Raw genomic sequence first — 18,382 nt, forward strand, 5'->3', positions numbered from 1 at the left:
GGCTTTTTTTCAGCCCGCTTGCTCTTAAAAGAACACGCTCAGGACGACAACCATGACAACGAACGATGTAACCCAAGGCGATGGCCATGAGGCGCCTGCTCGCCCGGCGGGGCGCCAAGGGCTTATCAAGCCGCTACGTACACTGCTCGACACCTCGGGCATGATTGCGATTTTTTTGTTGTTGTTTATCACCCTAGCGGTGCTCATCCCCGATTTCCTAACTGGCCGCAATATGGTCGGGTTGCTGCTGTCGGTGACGCTGATCGGTAGTTTAGCGGCCACCATGATGTTGGTATTGGCGCTGGGTGAGGTGGATCTCTCGGTGGCCTCTACGGTGGCCTTTGCAGGGGTGGTCGCCGCGACGGTGACCACCAGTACCGGTAGCGTGTTTGTCGGTGTAATGGGAGGCATTCTTGCTGGCGGCGCGGTAGGCGCCTTTAACGGCCTAGTCATTGCCAAGTTCGGCATTAACTCGCTGATCGCGACGCTGGCGGCGATGGAGTTTGTGCGCGGGTTGGCTTACATCACCTCTGGCGGTGACGCTGTGATGATTACCGTGCCGGGCTTTTTTGACCTCGGCAGCGCCTCCTTTCTCGGTCTAACCCTGCCGGTATGGACGATGCTGGCCTGCTTTGTGATCTTTGGCGTGATACTCAATATGACGGCCTTCGGGCGCAATGTACTGGCTACTGGCGGTAACTCAGAGGCCGCCGCGTTGGCGGGGGTCAACGTCCGCCGTCTCAAGATTATTGTTTTTGGCCTCCAGGGTGTGGTGGCTGGCGTCGTAGGGGTGCTGCTGGCCTCGCGTATGGGTCTGGGCGACCCCAATACCTCCATGGGCCTGGAGCTGGCGGTGATCTCCGCCTGTGTATTGGGCGGGGTCGCGTTGTCGGGCGGTGTGGCGACGATCACCGGCGTGGTGGTCGGGGTGCTGATCATGGGTTGCGTGCAAAATGCCATGGGCTTGCTCAACGTGCCGACGTTTTACCAGTATCTAGTCCGCGGTGGAATTTTACTGCTGGCGGTGATGTTTGATCGCTGGAAGCAGACCCGCCGTCAACGGGCCTGACAGGCGCACATTAATGCTTGATTGGCTAACTGAAAAGAAGACGTGAGGAGGGATAATGACTGCTCGATTGGCCGCTAAGCATATCCTGGTGACCGGGGCAGCCACCGGCATCGGTCGCGCCATCGCCGAGGTCTGCGTGCGGGAAGGAGCTACAGTCGCCTTGCTGGATCGGGATGGCGCTAGCGTCGAATGCCTAGTATCTCAGTTGCGTAGCGAAGGCTACAAGGCTTTGGCGTTGGTCGCCGATATTGCCGATCGTGCTGCGGTGGAGGCCGCTGTGGCGAAGGCGCGTGAGATTAATGGGCCCATTACTACCCTGGTCAATAACGCCGGGATGAATGTCTTTCATGAGCCACTCGCCATGCCTGATGAGGCCTGGCGGCAGTGCCTCGCTGTCGATCTGGAAGGTGCCTGGTACTGTAGTCGGGCGGTGTTGCCGGATATGTTGGAACAGGGCGGTGGTGCCATTATCAACATTGCCTCCACGCATAGCTTCGCGATTATCCCCGGCTGCTTTCCCTATCCGGTGGCTAAGCATGGTTTGATTGGTTTGACGCGGGCACTCGGCATTGAGTACGCCGCTCGAGGCGTCCGAGTCAATGCGATTGCGCCGGGCTATATCGCCACCCCGGCGGTGGAGATGCATTGGCAGACATTCGATGACCCTGGCGCGGCGCGAGCGCATATCGAAGCCTTGCTGCCGCCTGGGCGGCTTGGGGAGCCCAAGGAAGTGGCGATGACGGTCGTTTTTCTGGCCTCAGATGAAGCGCCCTTTATCAACGCAAGCTGCCTGACCATTGATGGTGGGCGCAGCGTGGTCTATCACGATTGAAGGCTTTTACGCCCGCTCATTGGTGGATAACAGCGTCTGAGAATCGGTGGCGTAAAGCGTCATGGCGATGCCGCCCATACAGGTCATGTCTTGATCCCAGGCGTGGCTTTCTATGCGGGTTGAGCCAACCAGTTCTGCCACTAGCGCTTCGCTGATAGCGTGTTGCATCGCTTCCTGCATCGCATCAAATCCGCGTACGCCAGCGCCGGTGATCAGCACTAGATCAGGATTAAACAGCGCCAATACATTGGCGATACCGTAGCCCAGTGCGCGGCCTGCCTCGGCATAAATGCGCATAGCCTGCGGGTCGCCCTGTGCTGCCATTTGCGTTAGTGACCGCATCTGTGACTCTGAGGGATGAGTCGTCTCGTCATTAAGCAGCACTGAATGGTGAACGGCCTCTCGGTAAAGTGCGTAATCGCTGACGTAGGCCTCGATGCAGCCGCGTCGTCCGCAGGCACATAGCGCGCCGTCCGGCTGATATTTACTATGTCCAAGTTCGGCTGCCGAACCGTTAGCGCCAACAAACGGCACGCCGTTAATCAGTACCGACATCCCAATGCCGTAGCCCAGCATAATCACCACTAAGTTGGGGCTGTCAGCGTAGGCAGGCTGTGCTGCCAGAAGGCTGATAATGCAGTTGGCATCGTTTTCCAGCAGCACGCTGCAGTTAAAGTGCTCAACTAAATGGTCGGATATTGATGCGTTGCGAAAGCTTAGCGCGGGCGACCAGATAATCGTGCCATAAGCTGATGAAACCACTCCCTGCACCGCTAAACAGATTCCCGCTAAGCGCTGAAATTTCCCCTGCTGTTGTGCGCATACCGCGCTCACTTTCTCTTGCAGCAGCGTGACTAAATCGTCGGCTGTCAGCTTCAAGGTGGGGATTATATGGTATTCGCTGTGGCACACCTGGCCCGCAAAATTGCCCACTACCAGCTGAATCTCATTAATTGATAGCTTAATGCAGACCACGTAGGCCGCCTGTGGATCGAGCGCAATCAGCGTTTTAGGCCGTCCCCGCACGGCGGGGCGAGGCGTTGCATGGGGATGTTCGGTAATCAAACCCTGCTGGAGTAATTCTGCGCTGATTGAGGTCACGGTGGCGGAGCTGATGCCGTTCAAAGCACCTAGGTCAACGCGCGCGACCGGGCCCTGTTCACGCAACGTGCGCAGCACCGCCAGGATATTGTCGTGGCGGCTAGTATCAGTCGACGGAAGGGACATAGGGTCGCCGTTATACATCGTGATGAAAGGTAGCGTGTTAAAAAATCGCCTAGTGACATCATCGTGAGACGTTAACGCGATTACCAAAATACGACCTAAGTTGTATTTGCAGATATTTATTTTAGCACCTAAAGTAAATCAGGCGATTCAATTAAGCCGTACAGACAATAATAATAGTGATCATAGGTGGCCCCATGCCCGTGTCGGCGCGCAATATCTGCCGTTCTTTTGGCGACAATCAGGTGCTCTTCGATGTTGATCTCGACCTGCAGGCAGGCGAGATTCACGCGCTGCTAGGTGAGAACGGCGCTGGCAAATCGACGTTGGTAAAAATTCTGGCAGGCTATCTTCGCCCCACCTCGGGGGAGGTGCTTTGCGACGGCAGCCCGCAGGATTACCGTTCAAGTGGCGACGCCGAAGCTGACGGCGTGGTGATGATCCATCAGGAGCTGGCGCTAGCGGAACAGCTTAGCGTGGAAGAAAATATTTTTCTGGGTCGCGAACTGCGCCGTGGACCGTTTCTGGACCGCCGGGCGATGCGCGAGCGCAGCCAAGCGGCGCTTGCAGAACTTGAAACGCACGTTGACCCCCGCGCTAGAGTGAAAGACCTGAGTACCTCAGACCAGCAAATGGTCGAGATCGCCAAGGCGATTACACGCGATGTGCGCGTACTGATCATGGATGAACCCACCGCCACCCTGACGGAAAACGAAGTGATGGTGCTGTTTGCACTCATTGCTCGCCTGCGCCAGCGCGGCGTAGCCATTCTGTATATCTCTCATAAGCTGCGTGAAATCGAACAGATAGCCGATCGCGTGACGGTACTGCGCGACGGCCATTTAATTGATAGTGGGCCGATGGCCGGGCGAAGCAAAGAGGAGTTGGCACGCCTGATGGTCGGGCGTGAAATTACCGAGATGTACCCGCCGCTGACCGTGCTTTCAAGCGATGCGCCAGTGGTATTAGAGGCGCGAGCATTTGTCGTGCCTGGCGCGGTTAAACAGGCCAGTTTTACGCTTCGCCGGGGTGAAGTGCTGGGGTTTGGCGGGGTGGTGGGCGCTGGGCGTACCGCGCTGATTGAAGCGGTGCTTGGCCTGCGCGCGAAAAGTGCAGGGCAGGTGCTGCGTAACGGTCAGCCGGTTGTGTTGCGCCACCTGCGCGATGCCGTGCATCAGCGTATTGCCTACCTGACGGAAGACCGCAAAGGTAAAGGGCTGGTGCTTAATATGGATTTGCGCTCAAACGTGACTCTGCTGAACTTGCGCGCTCACTGCCATCCGCTGCTAGACCGCCGCCGCGAAGAAAAAGCCTTTCAAGAGGCCGTCCAGCGCTTTGATATTCGGCTACGAACGGCCGCGCTCACCGCCGCTGAACTTTCCGGTGGCAATCAGCAGAAGCTGCTGCTCGCGAAAGTCATGTCCATTGATCCCGATATCGTGATTATCAACGAGCCTACTCGGGGTATCGATGTGGGCACCAAACATCAAATCTATCATTTCATCCATGAGCTTACTGAGGCGGGGCGTTCGGTCATTTTGATTTCTTCAGAGATGGGGGAATTGATAGGGCTTTCGCATCGTGTCGCCGTGATGTGCGCGGGCGTGCTCACCGGCATTATCGAAGGCGAGCAAATTAATGAACACAACATTATGCAGTACGCATCCGGCATTAAGGGAGTAGGGGTAGATGAGCAGCGCCATGCTTAATAACAAAACAACTCAGAACACGGCAGCCCAGAACACAGCCGCTAGGCCTAAAGGCTTCTCCATCGACCTGAAAACCTGGGGGCCATTTATTGCGCTGGTGGTCTTAGCCATTTTAGGCGTGCTGATTAACCCGGCGTTTCTGGGGCTAGATAATCTTTCCAACATGCTTACCCGCAGCGCCTTTATCGGCATTATTGCCATCGGCGCTACTTTTGTCATTACGGCCGGCGGGCTGGATCTTTCGGTAGGCGCGATGGCCGCCTTTATTGCCGGGGTCATGATTATTCTAATGAACAGCCTGGTCGAACAGTTTGGCGCAGGAGTCACCACTATTGTGCTAGGCATAGGCGCCTCGTTACTGCTCGGGCTATGCGCTGGTTTTATCAACGGCATCGTCACCACCAAAGGCAAAATTGAGGCGTTTATCGTTACCCTCGGTACCATGGGTATTTATCGCTCGCTTGTCACTTACCTTGCCGATGGCGGCACCTTAACGCTGGACTGGGCCGTTCGCGATATTTATCGCCCGGTTTACTACGGCAGCTTTATGGGCATTACCTTCCCCGTATGGGTGTTTTTCGCGGTCGCCGTGATTGGCTACATCCTGCTTAACTACACCCGCTTCGGGCGTTACTGCTTCGCCATTGGCTCTAATGAAAAAGTCGCTGAGTACAGCGCGATTCATGTCGACCGTGTCAAAACGTTGACGTACATGCTGCAAGGCGTGTGCGTGGCACTGGCGACCATTATTTATGTGCCGAGATTGGGTTCTGCCTCCGGCGCGACCGGTGTGTTGTGGGAGTTAGAGGCCATCGCCGCGGTCATTATCGGTGGCACTATGTTGAAGGGTGGGCATGGGCGCATCTGGGGCACGGTCATTGGCGCCATCATGCTCACTATGATTGGCAATATTCTCAATTTGACCGACGCCATTTCCAACTATCTAAACGGCACTGTGCAGGGGGTCATCATTATTGTTGCGGTCTACCTGCAGCGAGCATCGTGGAGAAAAACTCGGCCCTAGGGCCTCTTGGCAACACTGCCTATCAGCGCATTATCGTTAGAAGCTAACGCAGCATAACAACTACAACAGCAAAGGAGCATTATCATGCCCAGCATCAAAACAGCGGTGGCTACCATCACCGCTACCGCAGCGCTCACGTCAGCAATAGGGTTCTCCGGTGCCGCCATGGCACAAGAGCTCACCATTGGCGTTTCAATTCCGGCGGCCACGCATGGCTGGGCCGGCGGCGTTAACTATCATGCTGAAGAGGCTAAAAAGCGGCTCGAGGCACTCTATCCTGATATTGAAATCACTATCTCAACCGCGGGCACGGCAGGCGAGCAGGCCAATGACCTGGAAGACTTGGTATCGCTGCGCAGTATTGATGCGCTGGTAATTCTGCCATTTGAGTCAGGCCCACTCACCGACCCGGTACGCCGTGTTAAAGAGTCTGGCGTGTTCGTGACGGTGGTGGATCGTGGCCTGACCGAAGAGGGCATCCAAGACCTTTACGTGGCGGGCAATAATCATGAGTTAGGTCGCGTTTCTGGTGAGTACATACGCGAACAGCTCGATGGCGAAGGCGATATTGTCGTGCTGCGAGGTATTCCTACGGTGATTGATGACGAGCGCGTTCAAGGTTTCCAAGAGGCTATCGAAGGCTCTGAGATCAACATCCTCGATATGCAGCACGCTAACTGGAATCGCGATGATGGCTTTGAGGTCATGCAGGATTATTTGTCGCGCTTCGATAACATCGATGCGGTTTGGGCTCAGGACGATGATATCGCCCTGGGGGTTATTGAAGCGGTGCGCCAGGCGGATCGTGAAGACGAGCTGTTTATTGTCGGCGGTGCTGGCATGAAAGAAATTATCAAGCGGGTGATGGAGGGGGATGAACTGGTGCCGGTAGACGTGCTCTATCCGCCCGGCATGATCGCCACTGCCATGGATCTTACCGTGCAGCACTTTGTTTCTAATGGCCCCGTATTGGGCGAGTACATTCTTGGCTCACCGCTGATCACCGAGGAAAACGCCGAGCAGTACTACTTTCCCGATTCTCCTTTCTGACCGCTCTAATCAAACGGCGCAGGTGGGACATCACTTCGACCCGCGTCTCACCAAGCACTTAATCGCAACGTTATTGAGAGAGTCCTATGAAAACAATCAAAGGGCCCGCGCTCTTTCTCGCCCAATTTGCCGGTGACAAGGCGCCCTTTAATAGCCTGGATAGCATCGCCGCCTGGGCATCTGGGCTTGGCTATAAAGGTGTGCAGATTCCTAGTTGGGATGCACGCCTGTTCGACCTAACGCGCGCAGCTGAAAGCCGTACTTACTGCGACGAGGTGATAGGCACCCTGGCTGAACACGGCCTAGCACTCACCGAACTCTCTACTCATCTGCAGGGCCAGTTGGTGGCGGTGCATCCCGCTTACGATGAGATGTTTGATGGTTTTGCCGCCCCCGAAGTGCGTGGTAATCCCAAAGCTCGGCAAGAGTGGGCGGTGGAGCAGCTAAAGCTGGCCGCTAAAGCGTCACAAAATCTTGGCCTAACGGATCACGGCACTTTTTCGGGGTCACTGGCGTGGCCGTATATTTACCCTTGGCCCCAGCGCCCGGCAGGATTGATCGAAACTGCCTTTGATGAGCTGGCGAAACGCTGGCGGCCGATTCTAGATGCCTTTGACGAGGCCGGAGTGAACCTCTGCTACGAGATTCACCCGGGCGAAGATCTGCATGACGGCATCACTTTTGAGATGTTCCTTGAGCGGGTCGGTAACCATCCTCGCTGTCACATCCTTTACGATCCTAGCCACTTAATTCTTCAGCAGCTCGACTACCGCGGCTTTCTCGATGTGTATCGCGAGCATATTCAAATGTTTCACGTTAAAGACGCCGAGTTTAATCCCAGTCCTAAACAGGGCGTTTATTCGGGCTATCAGTCATGGACGGACCGAGCGGGTCGTTTTCGTTCATTGGGCGATGGCCAAATCGATTTCAAGTCGATCTTCTCGTGGATGGCGGCCAACGATTACCACGGCTGGGCGGTGCTGGAGTGGGAATGTTGCCTGAAACACCCGGAAGTCGGCGCGCGGGAAGGGGCGACGTTTATTCGTGATCACATTATAGAAGTGACCGAGCGGGCGTTTGACGACTTTGCCGCTGGCGGGGCCGATGAAGCTGCCAACCGTCGCATTCTGGGACTCAAATAGCAGGGAGAGCATTACGACATGGGTGACGACATGAGCCATCAACACGAGACGCCGCGGCGGCTGCGCCTAGGCATGGTCGGCGGCGGCCAAGGGGCCTTTATCGGTGGCGTGCATCGCATTGCCGCACGACTTGATGACCACTATGAGCTGGTGGCCGGGGCTTTCGCGTCTGACGCCGAACGCAGCCAAGAGGCGGCGGCACAGCTGCACGTAGCCGCTGACCGCGCCTATCCCGATTACCAAACCATGGCTGAAGAAGAGCAAAAGCGCGCGGATGGCATTGACGTGGTTGCGATCGTAACGCCCAACCATGTGCACTTCGACGTAGCGCGCACCTTTCTTGAGGCAGGCTTTCATGTGATCTGCGACAAGCCGATGACGATTACGTTGGAAGAGGCCCAAACGCTGGCGGAACTTGTCGAACGTAGCGGGCTGTTCTTCGGCTTAACCCATAACTACTCCGGGTACTCGCTGGTACGCCAAGCTCGCGAGATGATCGCTAATGGAGAATTGGGTGATCTGCGCGTGGTGCAGGTGGAGTACCCACAGGACTGGCTTTCCACACGCCTGGAAGATAGCGGTGTTAAGCAAGCTGAGTGGCGCACTGACCCCAAACGCAGTGGCCCGGCGGGCTGTTTGGGCGATATCGGCACGCATGCTTATCACTTGGCGCGTTATGTGACCGGCCTGGAGCTTGAGTCTCTTGCTGCCGATATGCACACCTTTGTAGAAGGGCGTGCGCTGGATGACAACGTGCATATGCTGCTGCGCTTTAAGGGCGGCGCGCGAGGCATGTTGTGGTCTAGCCAAGTGGCGCCCGGTAACGAAAATGGCCTGCAGCTGCGTGTTTACGGTAGCCGAGGTGGCCTTGAGTGGCGACAGGAAAACCCTAATCAACTCATGCATTCACCGCTGGGAGAGCCCACGCGAATACTGACGCGCAATGGCCCAGGTCTTGGCGATGCTGCCATGGCCGCTGCGCGTATCCCGGCCGGTCATCCCGAAGGTTATCTGGAGGCTTTCGCTCAGCTCTATCGCGATTTCGCCTTGCAAATCCACGCGCGCCAACGTGGCGATACTACCAATGCGCTGGAAGCAAAAACGCCGGACGTGACCGATGGCGTCGATGGTTTAACGTTTATCACCCGCGCACTGGCGTCGTCTAAGGCGGGTGGGCAGTGGGTCGATTTCTAAAACAGCATAAGTAAGACACTACAAAATGGATATGAGAATCGATATGAACCAGCACTCAGTGCGCTATGCGAGCCTTGACCAGCGTGTGGTCTTTATTACCGGCGGCGGCAGCGGTATTGGTGCCGAGCTTACCCGTGCCTTTCACCATCAGGGCGCGCGGGTAGTGTTCGTCGATATCAATGATGACGCCAGCCACGCATTGGTCGCGGAGCTTAAAACCGAGACCGGACAAGCACCGATTTACCACCACTGTGATATTCGTGATGTGGCGAGCCTACAGCAGGTCGTCGCCGAGACTGGCGAAAACGTCGGGCCTATCCATACGTTGGTGAATAACGCTGCCAGCGATGATCGTCACTCCTGGCGGGATATCGATGTTGCCTACTGGGATGAGCGGATGTCGCTTAACTTACGGCCGATGTTCTTTACCGCCCAGGCGGTGGCCGAACAGATGATAAAAAACGGTGGTGGTTCGATCATTAATTTCGGCTCGGTGAGTGTCCAGATGGCGCTGGGCGGTTTGCCCGCCTACGTCACCGCTAAAGCGGCGGTACATGGATTAACGCGAAGCCTGGCGCGGGAGTTAGGTGAGCACAATATCCGCGTTAATACGCTGGTGCCTGGTTCGGTGATGACCGAACGACAGCTGGAAAAATGGATCGGCCCCGACGATGAGGCCGCCATTCAAGAACGCCAGTGTCTAAAGCTACGGCTTGAATCTGTACATATCGCGCCCGTAGCACTGTTCTTGGCCAGCGCCGAAAGCCAGGCCATCACAGGGCAAGAGCTGGCGGTAGACGCCGGTTGGGCTTAGGAAGAAGACGTATTAATAGAAATAAGCGATGACAATGACTTGCGTATCGCTGCGTGGTCCGAAAAAAATACGCAAAAACAAACGTTAAATAATAAGTACAAGGAGCTTCAGGTATGACTCAACAGCGAACGCTAAGCCGCTCATCTTATATCCTGGTGATATGTTGCATTGCCGCCATCGGTGGTTTTCTTTTCGGTTTCGACAGTGGCGTCATCAACGGTACGGTTGATGGCTTGCAGGCTTCTTTTAACTCCGATAGCGCGGGTACGGGCTTTAATGTTGCCTCTATGCTGTTGGGGTGTGCCATAGGGGCTTTCTTTGCCGGTCGCTTGGCGGACCGTTTTGGGCGGCGCACATTGCTTATTGTGGCCGCAGTATTTTTTCTGGTCAGCGCCTGGGGGTCGGGTATTTCCGGCAGCTCTATGGAGTTTGTGCTGTACCGCATTCTTGGTGGTATTGCGGTAGGTGCAGCCAGTGTCATGACGCCAGCCTACATTAGTGAAGTGGCACCTTCTGCTTATCGCGGTCGGTTAGCCACTATCCAGCAAGTGGCGATTATTTCCGGCCTGTTTGTGGCGTTTCTGAGTAATTATGTGCTGGCGTATGTTTCTGGTTCAGCAATGACGGAGCTGTGGTTTGGTTTTGCGACGTGGCGCTGGATGTTCTGGATTGAGCTAATCCCTGCATCCATCTTCCTAGTGGCGTTATTGTTTATTCCCGAAAGCCCACGTTATTTAATCAGCACGGGTAAAGACACTGAGGCACGCCGCGTACTTGGCTTGGTGATGCCTGAGGAAGAAATTGAACCCAAAATACAGGAGGTTAATGCCACACTGAATCGTGATCATAAACCGCGTTTAAGCGATGTGCTTAACCGCACCACGGGCAAGGTGCATGGCATCGTGTGGGTGGGCATTGGGTTAGCGGTTTTCCAGCAGTTAGTCGGTATAAACGTAGTGTTCTATTACGGTGCCGTGCTGTGGCAGTCAGTCGGCTTTTCAGAAAGCGATGCACTGCTGATTAATGTGATTTCGGGGGCCGTCAGTATTGCCGCCTGCCTCTTGGCGATTGCGCTGATCGACAAAATCGGCAGAAAGCCTCTGCTATGGGGCGGCTCCGTGGGAATGACAATAACACTGGCTTGCCTCTCCTATGCTTTCTCTACCGCAACAATGGTAGATGGCAGTCTGCGCTTATCAGATGACATGGGTGTGTTTGCGCTCGTTGCGGCCAACCTTTACGTGCTGTTTTTCAATGCTTCCTGGGGGCCGGTGATGTGGGTAATGCTGGGCGAGATGTTCCCCAATCAGATGCGTGGTTCGGGGCTGGCGATTGCAGGGCTTTTCCAATGGTTAGCCAACTTCGGTATTACCATGACATTTCCTATCATGCTGGCTTCCGTCGGGCTGTTCGGTGCTTACGGTTTTTATGCGATCAGTGCCGTGGCATCGGTGTTCTTCGTTGTTCTCTTCGTCAAAGAAACACGCGGTAAAGAGCTTGAAGAGATGACCTATGAGTAAACGGTAGATGCAGGCGGGGCAATTAAACATAGCAGGCTTACATTGCCCCGTTTGGCTGTACCGTTAAGGAGCATGTGCCAATTATAGGCAATAAAAAATTAATTTTTATTAATAAAAACAAATGGTTGGTATGAGTATTAGAACTATAAGATACTGTTTGGTAATGATTTTTATTAATGATTGCCAGCAACTGGCACGGGGGGTGCAATGATAGAGGTAAGAACGGAGCAGGCAAGAGGCCTGACGTTCTTAACCTTTAAACCACTCTATGATTCTCGTATTGCGGTTTAAGAAGTAACGTTATTAGGAGGCAGTATCATGATGAAGAAGGATTCTCTCAAGAAGCTTGGCATCCTAGGTGTATCGTTTGGCCTGATGGCTAGCCCTCTCGCCTTTGCACAAATGGAAGGTAGTGGCACAGAGCAAGAACCGACGCCGCAAGAAGAAACCATGCAAGACGATCAAGGTACCTACAACTCTTACGACACTGAGCAAGAGCAAGGCCAGGACGTAGGAACGGAGTATGAAGAGGAAGAGGAAGAATTCACTTTCGAAGAAGAGGAAGAGGAGCAAGAAGCACCCACCACTGACGATCAGCAGGGCGATTCCGGGTGGTAATTGCGATCTTTAAGGAATAACTTTTCTCGGGTTCAAGGATGAGCCACAAAATGCCCCGTTCATTGCGGGGCATTTTTGTGCCTGACCATTTAAGGCCATCAACGTTAAGGTCATCAACGTTAAGACGATCAACTAAGGCGCACGATATAGTGGTGCATTGCTCCTCTACAAGGATGTCTCGATGCAGCTGACATGGTCGCAAATACCTCAATTACCTAAAGCAGAGGGCCGTATACAGGCCATTGATTTGGCGCGTGGCCTGGCGATTGGCTTGATGATTATGAGTCACGCGGTCAGTGGGCTAGTCGGCATACGCAATGTGCCGGACTGGGGCATGGTGCCGATCCATTTTTTGACAAAGTTTTCTTCCTCGCTGTTTATTTTAGTCTTCGGTATTGCCTTGGCCGTGGCATTTTTGTCGCATACTCAAAGCGATGATTGGCCCAAGCGCAGGCTCAAGCTTTGGCTGCGCGGCGTGGAAGTATGGTTCTGGTACAAAGCGCTGCTCGTGATTGAAATGCTGCCGTTCTATCCCCCCGGCGATATCGTGGATGCCTTGCTCTACGGGCGCTTCGCGATTTGGACGGAAATCTTAGGCTTTTACGCTATCGCGCTGCTGTGGGTGCCACTGATTTTGCCGCTATGGGCGCGGGCACCGCTGTGGTGCCGACTCGCCACGATTGGTGTCTTCATCGCGCTAACGGTGTGGCTGCAGAGCCTTACCTTCGGTGGTAACGATATTCTGAAAGCGCTGCTGGTCGACCACGAAGACCACTACGCATGGGGGCAGATTAGTCGTGCACCGTTGATTTTAGTCGGGCTGCTTATTGGTGAGTCGCTGCTACGCTGCTACTTTGAACCCGCCGCACGGCGTCGCTTAGTGCTTACGCTGCTGGGGCTTGGGGCGCTCATGGTCGGCGGATTTTATGCCTTAGCATTGGCGAGCGGCGATGTGCACGCGGCCATGCTGGCGGTGGCTAATAACGTTGGCAAGCATCCGCCTGGGCTTGAGTTTATGCTGTTTAGCTTAGGCGGTGCGCTGGTGCTGTTAGCCCTTGCACTGGCCGGGGGCGCCCGTGCCGCCAAGGTGTTAATGCCGCTGACTGTGATTGGCACAGACGCGCTGAAGACGTTTATTTTCCACATTGTGATGATTTTCTTGGTGCTGCGCTTTCTATTGCAAGGCGAGGGCCTTTACAGCTATCCACAGGCGCTCGGTATTGGCGGGCTGTTGATAATCGGTGCCGCCGCATGGATTTGGGTGACCCGTTGGATGGCCGCTCACCGCTGATTTTCACATAAAGCATTAAGAGGTAACGCATTTGCGACACTGGATACGGCGTGGGCTGATGGCGCTAGCGCTTCTCATCGTAGCTCTTCCCATCGTAGCTCTTCTCAACGTACTGCCTGCCTCTGCACAGGCTGACGAGACCAATGAGTACGATACTAATGGGTACGAGACCAATTGGTACTACGAGGTAGATAAGCGCAGCACCTGGCAGGGCGATTTAACTGCTCGACTGCAGGCCATCGAAGGTGTGTTTGGCGGCCAGCTAGGCGTTTATGTACAGAACCTGGCCACTGGCGAAGCCTACTCTTGGCATGCTGATGCCCCTTGGTATTTGGCCTCGCTGATCAAGGTGCCGGTAGCGGCCCAGGTGCTGGCAGAGCGCCAAGCAGGCACGCTGACGTTAGATGAGCGCTTAACGCTTGCGCGCAGCGACTTTGTCGATGGCGCAGGCCCCACTAATTGGCACGACCCCGGCACGCCGATTTCTATCCGTTACTTGATGGAGCAAATGATTACCGTCAGTGATAACACCGCCACCGATATGCTGATTGACCGGGTAGGGCTGGCGGCGGTTAATGCGCGTGCGCGAAGGATGATCGCGGCAAGCGGTGGTGATCCCTCTGAAATCGGCCCTATTACTAAGCTAGTCGGCGTGCGCCAAGGCATTTATGGCCAGCTGCACCCCGATGCTCGTGCGCTGGGCGGCATGGACTTCATGGCGCTGCGTCAACACGCGGTGAGCCAGCGCCCACAAGCGCTAGCCCGCGCGCTTGGGGTAAGCACCGACACCTTCGCGCAGCCGGATTACGACCACGCCTTTGATGCCTACGAAGCCACGGGCGAAAATGTCGGTACGCTGAGTGCTTACGGGGATTTACTGGCGAGCCTGTACGGCGCGCAGCAAGGTCTTTCACAAGAACAGGACGGCCCGGACAATCTAGATGCCGAGCAGCGCCAAGCGCTATTAGAGGTGATGCGGCGAACGAGTTCCGGCAAGCAGCGCCTCAAGGCGGGCTTGGGTGAAGGCATTAACTTCGCGCATAAAACCGGTACTCAGCAGCGGCGCAGCTGCGATGCGGGCATTGCCGAGCGCGAACAGGCCGATATTAGCGCCGATGGCCCCTGGGTGATTGTTAGCTGTATGCGCGGCCCTGCGGCCTTAAGCACTCATGAGCGGGCGATGGCAAGTGTGGGTGAAGCGTTACGCCGCAGTGGTGCTCTTGGCAGGCCATGATAAACTAGTGCGTCCTCGTTTCCGTCGGCATCAAAACGGCGACGAAAAAACCACTTTAGGAGCAATTTATGTCACGCGCCAGCGCCCGCCACATTTTGGTCAGCAGTGAAGAACAGTGCCTAGCACTTAAGAAAGAAATTGAGAGCGGCAGCGATTTTGCTGACGTCGCCAAGCAGCATTCTAGCTGCCCTTCTAGCCGCCAAGGTGGCGATCTGGGCACCTTCGGCCCCGGTCAAATGGTGCCTGAGTTCGACAAAGTCGTCTTCAACGACGAAGTAGGCCAAGTCCACGGCCCGGTCAAAACACAGTTCGGTTACCACCTGTTAGAAATCACCAGCCGCAGCTAATGTCAGCAACGTTTGCCTGAAGGCCGTCAAGCGCCGCGACCCTTTGAGGGCGCGGCGTGAGGAGTACGCCTTGAACGACCCAATTATTACCATTAACGGCCTGAACAAAACCTATGAAGGTGGCTTTCAGGCGTTAACCCGTGTCGATTTAACGATTCAGCGCGGCGAAATATTTGCCCTGCTTGGCCCCAACGGGGCGGGCAAAACAACCCTGATTAGCGTGGTATGTGGCTTGGTCAATCCGACCGCTGGCCACGTCACCATCGACGGTTTTGATAACGTCAGCCAGTACCGCCAAGCCCGCGAACGCATCGGGCTGGTACCCCAAGAGCTCACCAACGAAGCGTTTGAAACGGTGTGGAACACGGTCAGTTTCAGCCGTGGCCTGTTTGGCAAGCCACCCAACCCTGCGCATATCGAAAAAGTGCTGAAATCGCTGGCGCTGTGGGATAAACGCCACAACCGGCTAATGACGCTGTCAGGCGGCATGAAGCGCCGGGTGCTAATTGCTAAAGCGCTTTCGCATGAGCCGCGCATTCTGTTTCTAGATGAGCCCACCGCTGGCGTTGATGTTGAGCTGCGCCGCGAGATGTGGGAAGTCGTGCGCCAACTGCGTGACAACGGCGTCACCATTATTTTAACCACGCACTATATCGAAGAAGCCGAAGAGATGGCCGACCGTATCGGGGTCATCAATCATGGCGAGATTGTGCTGGTTGAAGAGAAAGCGGTATTGATGAGTAAGCTAGGCAGCAAGCAGCTAACGCTTAATCTACAAACGCCGCTTACCGAGGTGCCCGCAGCTTTGCAACGCTTCGAGCTAAGCCTGGCGGCAGAAGGCCATGAGCTTATTTATACCTACGACGGTCGCCAAGAAGAAGACGGGCACAGCATGTCAGAACTGCTGAGCACCTTGGAGCGGGAAGGGGTGGCCTTTAAAGACCTCAACACCCGGCAAAGCTCGCTTGAAGATATTTTCGTCGATTTAGTTAAGGAGCGCGCATGAACCTTCATCCCGTTCGCGCCATTTACATGGCGGAAATGGCCCGTACGCGTCGCACCTTGCTGCAAAGTATCGTTTCGCCCGTCATCTCCACCTCGCTATATTTTGTGGTGTTTGGCGCCGCGATTGGCTCGCGCATCAGTGAAATCAACGGGGTCAGCTACGGGGCGTTTATTGTGCCGGGGCTGATTATGCTGATGCTACTGACGCAAAGTGTTTCCAATGCGTCGTTTGGGATCTTTTTTCCCAAGTTTTCCGGCAGCATTTACGAGCTGCTTTCAGCGCCTATTTCGCACCTTGAAATTGTGATTGGCTACGTAGGGGCGGCGGCCTCGAAATCGATTCTGCTGGGGCTGATTATTTTAGCCACCTCAAACTTTTTCGTGCCGCTAGAAATCGCCCATCCGTTTTGGATGCTGAGCTTTTTAGTGCTTACGGCCGTCACCTTTAGTCTGCTCGGTTTTATTATCGGTATTTGGGCCGACGGTTTTGACCGGCTGCAGCTTGTGCCGCTACTAGTCATCACGCCGCTGACATTTCTTGGGGGCAGTTTTTACTCTATCGATATGCTGCCGCCGTTTTGGCAAACCGTCACCCTAGCCAACCCCGTGGTGTACTTGGTGAGCGGCTTTCGCTGGAGCTTTTACGGCATTAGCGACGTAAGCCTTGCGGCTAGCGTGGGCATGATTGCGCTATTTCTAACGGTTTGCCTGGCCACTATTAGCTGGATGTTCCGCACCGGCTATCGCCTCAAGCCTTGAGCCAACTTTTAACCCTTGGACACTGATAAACCCCTATGCCGCTACTGCAAAGTATTGTGCACCGCCTTGACCCGACGCTAGACGGTGAGCGCTTAACCTTGACCGCCGCGCCGGGTACTTCAGAGCCGAATGCTTCAGAGCCCGGTGACGATCCGGTGATGACGAGCCTGGTAGGTGCGCTCAATGACACCTACAACACCAAGCCCAAGGGCTGGGGGCGTTTCGCGGAAGAGGGCGAGCAGGCGGGGCCGCTGGCCATGTGGCTGCGCGACTACTTAGCCGGCGAGAAAAGCTTTGCTGAGCTTTCCGTTTCATTAGCTGAGCGGCTGGCCAAGCAGCTTCAAGAGCAGCTGTCAGTCAGTGGCTATTTAGTGGTCAGCCATCAGCGCCAGGGCGATACGGAAACTCTGCTTGTTGCGTTAGTGCACCAGCGCGAAGGCATTGGCATTAATCCTCAGCATCACGCAGTGCCTGCCGCACAGCTCAATACTAGCCAGCTCACGCTAGCTGCGCGCATTAACCTTACCCAGTGGCAAAGCGATGCGCCCAACGCGCAGTACGTCTCGTTCTTGAAAGACCGTGGCGGTAAAAAACTGGCTGAAGGCTTGATCGCGTTGCTAGGCATGGAGGAAGGCATAGATTCTCCGGCTGAAACGCGCACGCTGCTTAAGGCGTTTAGCGACTATGTCGAAAAAGAAGATTTCGATGAAGAAGTCAGCCGTGAAAAAACCGATACGCTGGTGGACTACGCCAACGAGCAGCTGCGCCGCGGGGAACCGATGACGCTTGAAGAACTCTCAGGGCTCGTCAATGAGCAGCAGCCTAAAGCATTTTACGAGCATATCCGCAACGCCGATTACGGGCTCTCGCCGGAGATTCCGCCCGATAAGCGCACCTTAAGCCAGTTCCGGCGCTTTACCGGCCGCTCGGGAGGCGTTTCAATCAGCTTTGACTCGCACCTTCTGGGTTCCAGCATTGAATACGACGCCGCTCAAGACCGCTTGATCATCAAGCAAGTGCCCAAGCAGTTAAGAGAGCAACTTACCAAGCAGGATTAAGGCAAAAAGGCCCTGTTGCTATCCAGGAGAACACCCATGCTGAATGCCATTAGTGATTTTTTCCAGCGCACCCTAGCGCAGCCAGAGCAGCGTGAAAATCACAGCCTAACGCTGGAGCTAGCCACGGCGGCACTGCTGTGTGAAATCGTGCGCGCGGACTACAACACCACCGATGAAGAGTTGGCCACCCTGCGCACTATGCTGCTGACTCGCTATCGGTTAAGCGAAAGCGCCGCAGAAGAGCTGATGACGATGGCCGAAGCGCAGGTGGAAGAGGCCGTTGATCATTACCAGTTTGTCAGCCTGATTAAAGAGCACTATAACTACGACCAGCGCTGCGAGCTGGTCGCGCTTATGTGGCAGCTAGCTTGGGTTGACGGCAGCGTTGACCCGTTAGAAGAGCATCGGATTCGCCGCTTGGCAGACTTACTGTACGTTAGCCACAGCGATTTTATTCGCACCAAGCTATTGGCGGAAGAAAGCCATTAACAT

General features: G+C 55.2%; 18 protein-coding genes. 17 read left to right on the forward strand and 1 reads right to left on the reverse strand.

Translation table 11 applies throughout. The features are described 5' to 3' along the window. Positions 1 to 52 precede the first annotated feature (52 nt). Positions 53 to 1,069: an L-arabinose ABC transporter permease AraH gene (gene araH / locus ACT3RP_RS12160; protein WP_096277853.1), complete on the forward strand. Its 1,017-nt coding sequence runs from the start codon at positions 53 to 55 to the stop codon at positions 1,067 to 1,069. A 55-nt stretch (positions 1,070 to 1,124) separates the two neighbouring features. Next, positions 1,125 to 1,901 carry an SDR family oxidoreductase gene (locus tag ACT3RP_RS12165; RefSeq protein ID WP_483393855.1) on the forward strand — a complete coding sequence of 259 codons (777 nt, stop codon included), beginning with the start codon at positions 1,125 to 1,127 and terminating at the stop codon, positions 1,899 to 1,901. 6 nt (positions 1,902 to 1,907) lie between these two features. On the opposite strand, the gene ACT3RP_RS12170 is transcribed toward ACT3RP_RS12165, so the two are convergent. Beyond that, positions 1,908 to 3,128: an ROK family protein gene (locus ACT3RP_RS12170; RefSeq protein WP_441686129.1), complete on the reverse strand. Its 1,221-nt coding sequence runs from the start codon at positions 3,126 to 3,128 to the stop codon at positions 1,908 to 1,910. A 194-nt stretch (positions 3,129 to 3,322) separates the two neighbouring features. On the opposite strand from ACT3RP_RS12170, the gene ACT3RP_RS12175 reads away from it, so the two are divergent. The 15 genes from ACT3RP_RS12175 (at position 3,323) to ACT3RP_RS12245 (ending at position 18,379) form a co-directional block, all read left to right on the forward strand. Further along, positions 3,323 to 4,834, forward strand: a complete 1,512-nt coding sequence (locus ACT3RP_RS12175) for a sugar ABC transporter ATP-binding protein (protein ID WP_483393856.1) — start codon at positions 3,323 to 3,325, stop codon at positions 4,832 to 4,834. Then, a complete protein-coding gene (locus ACT3RP_RS12180) occupies positions 4,815 to 5,858 on the forward strand; it encodes an ABC transporter permease (protein ID WP_483393857.1) in 1,044 nt (347 codons plus the stop codon). The genes ACT3RP_RS12175 and ACT3RP_RS12180 overlap by 20 nt, the downstream gene beginning before the upstream one ends. 84 nt (positions 5,859 to 5,942) lie before the next feature. Further along, entirely contained in the window at positions 5,943 to 6,908 is a 966-nt protein-coding gene (locus ACT3RP_RS12185) for an ABC transporter substrate-binding protein (protein WP_096277859.1), read from the forward strand. An 86-nt stretch (positions 6,909 to 6,994) separates the two neighbouring features. Then, positions 6,995 to 8,050, forward strand: coding sequence for a sugar phosphate isomerase/epimerase family protein (locus tag ACT3RP_RS12190; protein WP_483393858.1), 1,056 nt, complete (start codon positions 6,995 to 6,997; stop codon positions 8,048 to 8,050). 30 nt (positions 8,051 to 8,080) lie between these two features. Next, positions 8,081 to 9,244 (forward strand): Gfo/Idh/MocA family protein, encoded by a 1,164-nt coding sequence (locus tag ACT3RP_RS12195; RefSeq protein WP_483393859.1) that lies wholly within the window; start codon positions 8,081 to 8,083, stop codon positions 9,242 to 9,244. A gap of 43 nt (positions 9,245 to 9,287) precedes the next feature. Continuing rightward, a complete protein-coding gene (locus ACT3RP_RS12200) occupies positions 9,288 to 10,058 on the forward strand; it encodes an SDR family NAD(P)-dependent oxidoreductase (protein ID WP_096277863.1) in 771 nt (256 codons plus the stop codon). A gap of 113 nt (positions 10,059 to 10,171) precedes the next feature. Beyond that, positions 10,172 to 11,578 carry a sugar porter family MFS transporter gene (locus ACT3RP_RS12205; RefSeq protein ID WP_096277865.1) on the forward strand — a complete coding sequence of 469 codons (1,407 nt, stop codon included), beginning with the start codon at positions 10,172 to 10,174 and terminating at the stop codon, positions 11,576 to 11,578. A 318-nt stretch (positions 11,579 to 11,896) separates the two neighbouring features. Continuing rightward, entirely contained in the window at positions 11,897 to 12,196 is a 300-nt protein-coding gene (locus tag ACT3RP_RS12210) for a hypothetical protein (RefSeq protein WP_096277867.1), read from the forward strand. Positions 12,197 to 12,377: 181 nt separating this feature from the next. Then, entirely contained in the window at positions 12,378 to 13,487 is a 1,110-nt protein-coding gene (locus tag ACT3RP_RS12215) for a heparan-alpha-glucosaminide N-acetyltransferase domain-containing protein (protein WP_483393860.1), read from the forward strand. Positions 13,488 to 13,545: 58 nt separating this feature from the next. After that, the gene (locus ACT3RP_RS12220) at positions 13,546 to 14,721 is read left to right on the forward strand and encodes a serine hydrolase (RefSeq protein WP_483393861.1); all 1,176 of its coding nucleotides are present in this window, start codon (positions 13,546 to 13,548) and stop codon (positions 14,719 to 14,721) included. A gap of 68 nt (positions 14,722 to 14,789) precedes the next feature. Continuing rightward, positions 14,790 to 15,068, forward strand: a complete 279-nt coding sequence (locus ACT3RP_RS12225) for a peptidylprolyl isomerase (RefSeq protein ID WP_096277871.1) — start codon at positions 14,790 to 14,792, stop codon at positions 15,066 to 15,068. A gap of 70 nt (positions 15,069 to 15,138) precedes the next feature. Further along, positions 15,139 to 16,074: an ABC transporter ATP-binding protein gene (locus ACT3RP_RS12230; RefSeq protein ID WP_483393862.1), complete on the forward strand. Its 936-nt coding sequence runs from the start codon at positions 15,139 to 15,141 to the stop codon at positions 16,072 to 16,074. Beyond that, positions 16,071 to 16,832: an ABC transporter permease gene (locus ACT3RP_RS12235; RefSeq protein WP_096277875.1), complete on the forward strand. Its 762-nt coding sequence runs from the start codon at positions 16,071 to 16,073 to the stop codon at positions 16,830 to 16,832. The genes ACT3RP_RS12230 and ACT3RP_RS12235 overlap by 4 nt, the downstream gene beginning before the upstream one ends. A 35-nt stretch (positions 16,833 to 16,867) precedes the next feature. Next, on the forward strand, positions 16,868 to 17,890 hold the full coding sequence (locus ACT3RP_RS12240; RefSeq protein ID WP_096277877.1) for a nucleoid-associated protein: 1,023 nt from the start codon (positions 16,868 to 16,870) through the stop codon (positions 17,888 to 17,890). 36 nt (positions 17,891 to 17,926) lie between these two features. Then, on the forward strand, positions 17,927 to 18,379 hold the full coding sequence (locus ACT3RP_RS12245) for a tellurite resistance TerB family protein (protein ID WP_441686152.1): 453 nt from the start codon (positions 17,927 to 17,929) through the stop codon (positions 18,377 to 18,379). The last annotated feature ends 3 nt before the right edge of the window (positions 18,380 to 18,382 follow it).

Source organism: Halomonas sp. AOP5-B2-8, from assembly GCF_052376475.1.
Classification (GTDB): domain Bacteria; phylum Pseudomonadota; class Gammaproteobacteria; order Pseudomonadales; family Halomonadaceae; genus Vreelandella; species Vreelandella casei.